Here is an 8770-nt window from a genome sequence, read left to right on the forward strand (position 1 = left end):
TCAGAAGTGAAACGCCGTAGCGCCGATGGTAGTGTGGGGTCTCCCCATGCGAGAGTAGGACACTGCCAGGCATCAAACACGAGTTATCAGAGTGACATCTGGTAACTGACAAAATCGCTTAGAGCGGTTTTGCACAGCGCGGAGCGCTGGCCCTGTCAAGGGTAAGTATCGGGAAGATACACGTAAAAGAATCGGTGGAGCGGTAGTTCAGTTGGTTAGAATACCTGCCTGTCACGCAGGGGGTCGCGGGTTCGAGCCCCGTCCGTTCCGCCACTTATTTAAATTATGCCTGCTTATCTTAGCAGGCATAATGTTAAGCATAATTTAGGGGCGTAGCTCAGTTGGTAGAGCACCGGTCTCCAAAACCGGGTGTCGCGAGTTCGAGTCTCTCCGCCCCTGCCATATAAATAACCCTTCGCGAAAGCGAGGGGTTTTTTTATGCCCAAAAATCGTAATTAGTACATTTATGATACGCCGATACACTTACACTACTTCTTTAACATAGTTCTGCTTTTATCTTGACCTCTGTTCTGACCACTATTCCCTCATATTTTCCATCCATTTTACCAATTCCAAAAAGATCTTTTTGTTCGAACAATATTCTGCCATTAACAACAGTTATTTTTTAAGCCTGACAAAATTTTAAAAGGTAACGTTCCCAATGCATACCTATTTAGCTGAATTTATGTACAAAACGATTGTTATTCTGTGGTGTGACGTTGCTCATTATTACTTTTACAAAATGTACTAAAACTAATTAACATTTTAGCTATCAGGAAGCTCACCTTAAAAAACATCATATGCTTTTAGAACAACATAATTTGCAAATTGGCCGATGCTCAGGACAGTAAATGACCTGAATGATTATCTTAACTGTTCTTCGGAATGGTAGTGAGTCAGCGGCTCGACGATGACAAGTGAGGAGAGAAATATGTACAGGCGTTTACTGTTAGCAGCAGCTGTAACAGCGGCAATGTGTAGTGCAGTCCAAGCGGCTCCGCTAGTCGTGGGTTTTTCTCAAATTGGTTCAGAGTCCGGTTGGCGCTCTGCGGAAACTAAGGTTTCTAAACAAGAGGCTGAAAAGCGCGGTATTACATTAAAAATCGCGGATGCTCAACAAAAACAAGAGAACCAAATCAAGGCTGTTAGATCGTTTATTGCTCAGGGTGTTGATGCCATTTTTATTGCTCCTGTGGTTGCAACGGGTTGGACACCGGTTTTGCAGGAAGCGAAAGAAGCTAAAATCCCGGTATTCCTGCTTGACCGAATGATAGAGGTGAATGATCCCTCCCTGTACACCGCCGCAGTGGCTTCAGACAGTGTATATGAAGGTAAAGTCGCTGGTGAGTGGCTACTGAAAGATGTGGCAGGTAAACCTTGTAATGTGGTTGAACTACAAGGCACTGTTGGCTCGAGTGTGGCTATTAACCGCAAGAAAGGTTTTGCTGACGGGATAGCGTCGGCACCTAACGTAAAAATAATTCGCTCTCAGTCCGGGGATTTCACACGGAGTAAAGGCAAAGAAGTAATGGAGAGTTTCATTAAAGCGGAGCAAAACGGTAAGAACATCTGTGCTGTCTATGCACATAACGATGATATGGCGATAGGTGCCATTCAAGCCATTAAAGAAGCCGGGTTGAAGCCGGGTTCAGAGATCAAAATTGTATCCATCGATGGCGTCCCTGATATTTTTAAAGCGATGAGTAGCGGAGAGGCTAATGCTACTGTTGAGTTGACACCGAATATGGCAGGCCCTGCTTTCGATGCATTAATTGCGCTGAAGAAAGATGGCACCCAACCGCCTAAGTTTATCCAGACAGAATCTCGTCTGTTACAGCCTGATACGGCTAAACAGGAATACGAATCTAAGAAGAGCCTTGGTTATTGATTCAAATGGCGGGGCTTGCCCCGCCTGCTTTCGTCACCTGTATTTGGGCAATATCTGAGTCGTTTTTGAACGTGGGTACATCTGATGGAAACACTGCTAGAAGTCCGTGGCTTGTCAGTTGAATTTCCTGGTGTTAAGGCATTGGACTCTGTCGATTTTTCTCTGCTTCGCGGTGAAGTTGTCGCATTGTTAGGGGAAAATGGTGCAGGAAAGTCGACTTTAATCAAAGCATTAACTGGGGTCTATAAGCGGGCCGCCGGTGAAGTTTATTTAGATGGTAAGGCCATTTGTCCCATTGATACTGCGGATGCCCAGAAACTGGGGATTGGCACTGTTTATCAAGAGGTCAACTTGCTGCCCAATATATCTGTTGCGGCAAATCTATTCATTGGCCGTGAGCCATTACGTTGGGGGTTAATTGACCATCGTACGATGAATCTACAGGCAGAAAAACTGCTAACGGGCTATGGTCTTACATTAGATGTGCAGCAACTGTTAGCTAACTTTTCTATTGCAATACAACAGATTGTCGCCATTGCTCGCGCGGTCGATCTATCAGCAAAAGTACTTATTCTGGATGAGCCAACGGCAAGTTTAGATGCTAAAGAAGTCAGTATGTTGCTGGATATTTTACGTCAGTTACGAGATCAGGGTATCGGTATGGTATTCGTGACGCATTTCCTCGATCAGGTTTATCGGATCAGCGATCGTATTACTGTCTTACGCAATGGCAAACTTGTTGGCACTAAAACAACCGCAGAACTTCCCCGTATCGAATTGGTTCAGATGATGTTGGGCCATAGCTTTGATGAGCAATTACTCAAACGTGGTGAACATAATATTGTGGCAAGCAACCCACTGGTTGAGTTTAAAAACTATGGTCGGCGGGGTGTGGTGGAAAATTTCGATTTGGCTGTTTCTCCTGGTGAAATTGTCGGACTTGCTGGGCTATTAGGATCTGGGCGCACCGAGACTGCACAATTAATTTTCGGTGTTACGACACCGGATACTGGGGAGGCCAAAATACAAGGCAAGCCCGTTAAGATCCGAACACCACGCACGGCATCAAAATTCGGTTTTGGCTATTGCCCAGAAGATCGTAAAACTGATGGCATTGTCGGTGCTGCAACAGTTCGGGAGAATATTATTCTGGCCTTACAGGCCCAGCGCGGATGGTTAAGGCCACTTTCAATGCGGGAACAAACTCAAATTGCTGAGCAATTCATTCAGCAGCTTGGTATTCGTACTCCTGGCCCTGAGCAACAAATTCAGTATCTCTCCGGTGGAAACCAGCAAAAAGTTTTATTAGCGCGCTGGCTTGCCACAAAACCTCGATTTTTGATTTTAGATGAGCCAACGCGCGGTATTGACGTGGGGGCGCATGCTGAAATTATTCGGCTGATTGAGAAACTGTGTGATGAAGGGCTGGCACTGTTAATTATCTCTTCCGAATTAGAGGAATTGGCAGGTTATGCCGATCGCGTCATTGTTCTGCGTGACCGTCGACATATTGCACAACTCGGTCACGATGAGATTTCCGTTCCTGCCATCATGCAGGCGATCGCGGTGCAATAAGGAGTTACTTCATGGTTAATAGGAGCCTGTCAATGCCGCAACGGCCGCGCAAAGTTAAATGGGTCTTGCCGAAAGGTGCCACTCAATTTGGTGCTCTGGCGGTCATTTTATTGATTGATAGTTTAGTCGCCCCGAACTTTTTCTCGATCCATATTCAGGATGGACGGTTGTTTGGCAGTGTCATCGATATTCTAAATCGCGGTGCTCCCGTTGCTTTACTGGCATTAGGTATGACACTGGTCATTGCTACTGGCGGCATTGATTTGTCGGTTGGTGCGGTAATGGCAATAGCCGGTGCAACTGCGGCCACACTGACCAGTGCTGGATATCCTTTGCCAACGGTATTAGTCGCCGCCCTTGCGGTTGGCGCGTTATGTGGTTTATGGAACGGTTTCTTAGTGGCGGTATTACAAATCCAACCGATTGTAGCCACCTTAATGTTAATGGTGGCAGGACGGGGGATAGCCCAGCTGATTACTGAGGGGCAGATTGTTACATTTGATACGGGTGGCTTGGCGAAGTTGGGTAGCAGTACGCTGATGTATTTGCCGATGTCAGTAGTCATCGCATTTAGTATGTTGATTATAGTGTGGTTATTGACCCGAAAAACAGCACTGGGTCTATTCATTGAGTCCGTTGGTATCAACCTACGATCAGCACGTAATGCGGGAGTGAGTACTCGCTTGGTACTGATTGCCGTGTATGTGATTTGTGGTATCTGTGCAGCGGTCGCTGGCATTATTGTGACGGCAGATATTCGTGGTGCCGATGCTAACAATGCTGGTTTATGGCTGGAGCTGGATGCAATTCTGGCGGTAGTCATTGGTGGTGCATCTTTAATGGGAGGGCGGTTTAATCTTTTGCTTTCGGTTATTGGTGCTTTGATTATTCAAGGGATGAATACAGGGATCTTACTTTCAGGCTATCAGCCAGAGTTTAACCTGGTCCTTAAAGCTATTGTGGTATTAGCCGTCTTGATTGTGCAGTCACCGATGATCTCATTTAGCCATATCTTCACGAGGCGAAAATAATGTTAAAGCGCAATATTCCTTTGCTGATTACTATCGCCGTTTTTATTCTGGGATACGCTTTTTGTCTCAGTCAGTTCCCCAGTTTCTCTTCCACCCGAGTGTGGTGTGATTTACTGACTGATAATGCTTTTCTGGGCATTGTCGCCGTAGGGATGACTTTCGTTATTCTATCGGGCGGCATCGATTTATCGGTTGGGTCGGTAATTGCATTTACCGGCGTGTTATTGGCTAAGTTAATCGGAACTTATGGTATTCACCCAATGTATGCTTTTGCCATTGTCTTAGTTATGGGGGCGATGTTTGGTGCATTGATGGGGTGGATTATTGATTCTCTGAAACTCCCTGCGTTTATTATTACTCTGGCTGGGATGTTCTTCGTTCGTGGTATGAGTTTTATCGTCTCTGAAGAGTCGATACCGATTGATCACCCACTTTATGCCACGCTGGCGAACTATGCCTGGAAAGTTCCTGGTGGCGGGCGATTCACATTATTAGCCTTCATCATGCTAATGGTTGTGGCATTTGGCATTCTGTTGGCTCATCGAACCCGCTTTGGCCATAATGTTTATGCCATCGGGGGTAATAGCGTTTCTGCCGGACTGATGGGTGTTCCTGTCAGGCAAACGACAATTAAAATTTATATGTTATCGAGCACGTTAGCCGCGCTATCGGGAATCGTTTTCTCACTCTATACCTCTGCTGGCTATGCATTAGCAGCCAGTGGTGTTGAGCTCGATGCCATTGCCGCAGTCGTTATCGGTGGCACATTACTTACCGGTGGTATCGGGACAGTTTTCGGCACGCTGTTTGGTGTCTTGATTCAGGGGTTGATTCAGAGCTACATCACATTCGATGGCACACTTAGCTCATGGTGGACCAAAATTGTCATCGGAATATTATTATTTAGCTTTATTGCGATTCAGAAGGCGATGAGTGCTTTTTATCTGAACCGGCGTGCTCGCCCTCAGTCGCCGCCACTTAATCCCGTATAGCGCTCTGAGCTGCGTTATTCATCGGTGTTTTTAACAGTTGTCGAATCAATGTTTGCTGGTCACTGTTTTGCAACCAAACAGCATACAGTGGCCGCACAATAGCTGGCATATCAGCGTTCATGGCTAATTGAGGGTATTCTTTTTGCCAGTGTTCGGGCAGGAAAGCACAGCCACCGGTGGTTTCCAATAGCTGCCGGGTCAAATGTGCCGATGTGGTCGTTAATACCGGCATTTGCTCGCTCTCCAGCAATCTATTCTCTTGCTGATGAAAATCAGCTCCCCACTCAAGCTTGATATAAGGTGCTTCATTTGCATTTTTATGCTCGGCGTCTGGCTCAGTTTCTTTCGATAAATCAATCGGCTCAAAAGAAAATAGTCGCAGCGAAAAATGCCCTAACAGTTGGCTTGCCAGTTCATCCATTTTAGGTGGTTCGGTCGTTATCAATAAATCCAGTTGCCGTTCGTGCAACTGTTTCACCAGCGAGTGCCGCAGTGCAATCCGCGCCTCAAGGCGCAATGCCTCTCGTTGTTTATATAATTGTTGCAACCACGGAGTGAGGTATGCCTCCCACAGTGAGGCGGTTGCACCAATGGACAACTCGGTATGCTGTAGTGAGTGAGCAACCTCTTTTTTGGCTAGTTGCCAGGTACTCATTAGTGTTTCTGCGTAAGGCACCAAACGTTCTCCCGCAGGTGTCAGACGAATATTATTGCGATGACGAGTGAATAAATTTGCACCTAATTGATTTTCCAACTGACGGATACGAAAACTTACCGCCGACTGTGTTAAGTACAAAGATTCAGCAGCGCGACCAAAGTGGCGAGTCCTACTGACCTCCAAAAAGGTTTTCAGTAATTCGGTATCCAAACCCATCTCCAATTTTTTTTGTCGTTAAGATTTAAATGTTTTGTTTTACACGCTGTCAAGCCTATCTAATACTCCGCGCCATAAACAGCACGACCATGAGAGAATTAGGAGCGTGTCAGATGGCGGATAGCTTCATCACGACCAATCGTTTTTTTGATAATAAGCATTATCCTCGCGGGTTCTCGCGCCACGGCGATTTCACCATTAAAGAGGCGCAATTACTAGAGCGCCATGGCTACGCCTTCAACGAACTCGATCTCGGAAAACGCCAGCCTGTAACGGAAGAAGAACAGTTGTTTGTTGCTGTTTGTCGCGGCGAACGTGAGCCCGTCAGTGCCGAGGAGAAAGTCTGGTCCAAATATGTGACCCGAACTCGTCGTCCTAAACGCTTCCATACTCTATCAGGCGGCAAGCCGCAGATGGATGCGGTGGAAGATTATACCGATAGCGACGATTAATCCCCTCTTATCCTTCGTCCTAGAAATCGCAGGGGTGTTAGCGGCGCACTCTTACCCGAATCACTTACTTGAGTAAGTTCATCGGGATGCGTTTGCTTGCTGCCTACCTGCGATTCCAATGACGTTGGATATCAGATAGGTGTTTGATAATAGGGGGTTTTTCTCCCCTATTTACATCAGGCTCTTGTGTAACTGCAACAGCAGCCGGTCCATACAACGATAGCTCAGTGCTTCAGAAAGATGATTTCTTTGGATGTAATTCTCCTGAGCGAGATCGGCAATGCTCCGCGCTACTTTTAAAATATGGTGCCAGGCGCGTACCGACAAACCCAGCGTCAGCAGGACTTGCTCCAGAAAGGCCGCATTCTCAGGAGCGAGGGAGCAATATTCGGCAATTTCTTGGCTATTAAGCTGCGAATTTATCTTCCCTGCTCGATCCAATTGCCTCTGCCTTGCCTGCAATACTCGTAGCCTAACCGTTTCACTGCTTTCCCCTTGATGTTTCTGAGCCCCCAGCATACCTGATGGCAGCAATGGCACCTCTATCGACAAATCAAACCTGTCCAGAAACGGCCCCGACAATTTTGCCAGATAACGCAGAATCTGTTGTGGCGGTGTACGGTTATGGACACCCTGATAATGGCCACTGGGGCTGGGGTTCATTGCGGCAATCAGTTGCACTTTGGCAGGAAAGCACACTTTAGCCGCTGCACGAGAAATGATAATTTCGCCTGATTCCAGTGGCTCGCGCAGTGAATCCAGCACCCGACGTTCAAATTCGGGTAATTCATCCAGGAAGAGTACACCATTGTGCGCCAATGAGATTTCACCGGGGCGTGGAATAGAACCACCGCCAATCAGTGCCGCCATTGAGGCGCTATGGTGGGGGGCGCGAAAAGCCCGGCAGCGCCATTGGGCGGGTAGCGCGTTACTGTGCAGTAGACCGTTAATGGCCGCGGCCTCTAATGCCTCTTGATCCGTCAGCGGCGGCAATAATCCAGTTAACCGATTTGCCAGCATCGTTTTGCCCGTTCCTGGTGGCCCGAGTAATAGCAGGTTATGGCCCCCCGCCGCAGTAATTTCTAAGGCTCGCTTAGCCTGTGACTGCCCGATGATATCTTGCAGGTCGAGGCTGCTATCCCACTCTGGTGCAGATTCAACTAGCTGGCCCTGATCAAGGGTATTTTCACCCTGTAAAAAACCGCACACGGCTAACAAGTGATCGGCAACCCGGCTGTTGCCTTGTGGAATAAGACCTATCTCAAGATTATTCGCGACCGGAAGAATTAATTGCCGCTGAACTTGGCTACTGGCGAGTGCTGCCGGAATTGCGCCGCTAACCCGCCTTAGCGCCCCTGATAGGGCTAACTCACCCAAGAACTCATAGTGGGTTAATTTATCCGCAGGAATCTGCTCTGACGCTGCCAGTATTGCTAAAGCGATAGGGAGATCATAGCGGCCACCCTCTTTCGGCAAGTCTGCCGGTGCCAAACTAACGGTGATACGTTTCGCCGGAAAGGTGAATCCACTGTTGATTAATGCGCTCCGAACCCTATCTCGAGCCTCTTTTACGGTGGTTTCCGGTAATCCGACCAAAATCAATCCGGGGAGCCCATTGCTGATATGAACTTCTACTGTAACCGGTGGGGCCTGAATGCCTAATGTGGCGCGGGTATGAATGGTTGCCAGTGACATGGTGCTTTCCTTTGCCGTGATGTGTCCTTAGGGCTACCGGGACTTTTATTAATCGACCGGGCTGAGATACGAGGTAGCCGCAGCAGTGTGCCCTAGGTCTTTTTTGAGTACAGCGAAAAAGAATTGATTTGCGAACGCTCGCGAGAAATTTCGCTGCAAGGGAAGTATCAAAATTAAAAATTGCGATACGGTACGCAAAAAAAGGCTAAACTACTGATATGAGTATTACTAATTGATAAATAATATATTTGTGTCATATCGTG

General features: G+C 47.3%; 7 protein-coding genes and 2 tRNA genes. 7 read left to right on the top strand and 2 right to left on the bottom strand.

Features of this window, described 5'->3' with window-relative positions; genetic code table 11:
* Positions 1-196: 196 nt before the first annotated feature.
* The 6 genes from V1952_RS17280 (at position 197) to yjfF (ending at position 5486) form a co-directional block, all read left to right on the top strand.
* Positions 197-273, top strand: a tRNA-Asp gene (locus V1952_RS17280).
* 53 nt (positions 274-326) lie between these two features.
* Positions 327-402: transfer RNA gene (locus tag V1952_RS17285), tRNA-Trp, on the top strand.
* Between the two features lie 529 nt (positions 403-931).
* Entirely contained in the window at positions 932-1888 is a 957-nt protein-coding gene (gene ytfQ, locus V1952_RS17290; protein WP_005162730.1) for a galactofuranose ABC transporter, galactofuranose-binding protein YtfQ, read from the top strand.
* Positions 1889-1972: 84 nt separating this feature from the next.
* A complete protein-coding gene (ytfR, locus tag V1952_RS17295) occupies positions 1973-3463 on the top strand; it encodes a galactofuranose ABC transporter, ATP-binding protein YtfR (protein ID WP_420075197.1) in 1491 nt (496 codons plus the stop codon).
* An 11-nt stretch (positions 3464-3474) separates the two neighbouring features.
* Entirely contained in the window at positions 3475-4494 is a 1020-nt protein-coding gene (gene ytfT, locus V1952_RS17300; RefSeq protein ID WP_083161830.1) for a galactofuranose ABC transporter, ATP-binding protein YtfT, read from the top strand.
* A complete protein-coding gene (gene yjfF / locus V1952_RS17305) occupies positions 4494-5486 on the top strand; it encodes a galactofuranose ABC transporter, permease protein YjfF (RefSeq protein WP_083161832.1) in 993 nt (330 codons plus the stop codon). Before ytfT ends, yjfF begins: the two co-directional genes overlap by 1 nt.
* Here the strand turns inward: yjfF and hdfR are convergent.
* The gene (gene hdfR, locus V1952_RS17310) at positions 5473-6354 is read right to left on the bottom strand and encodes an HTH-type transcriptional regulator HdfR (protein ID WP_083163991.1); all 882 of its coding nucleotides are present in this window, start codon (positions 6352-6354) and stop codon (positions 5473-5475) included. The genes yjfF and hdfR overlap by 14 nt on opposite strands.
* 119 nt (positions 6355-6473) lie before the next feature.
* Between hdfR and V1952_RS17315 the strand changes: the two genes are divergently transcribed.
* Positions 6474-6812, top strand: coding sequence for a DUF413 domain-containing protein (locus V1952_RS17315; RefSeq protein ID WP_005190326.1), 339 nt, complete (start codon positions 6474-6476; stop codon positions 6810-6812).
* Between the two features lie 171 nt (positions 6813-6983).
* Here V1952_RS17315 and V1952_RS17320 read toward each other — a convergent pair whose 3' ends face one another.
* Entirely contained in the window at positions 6984-8507 is a 1524-nt protein-coding gene (locus V1952_RS17320; RefSeq protein ID WP_372560099.1) for a YifB family Mg chelatase-like AAA ATPase, read from the bottom strand.
* Positions 8508-8770 lie beyond the last annotated feature (263 nt).

The organism is Yersinia sp. 2542 StPb PI (genome assembly GCF_048593855.1).
GTDB lineage: Bacteria > Pseudomonadota > Gammaproteobacteria > Enterobacterales > Enterobacteriaceae > Yersinia > Yersinia enterocolitica_E.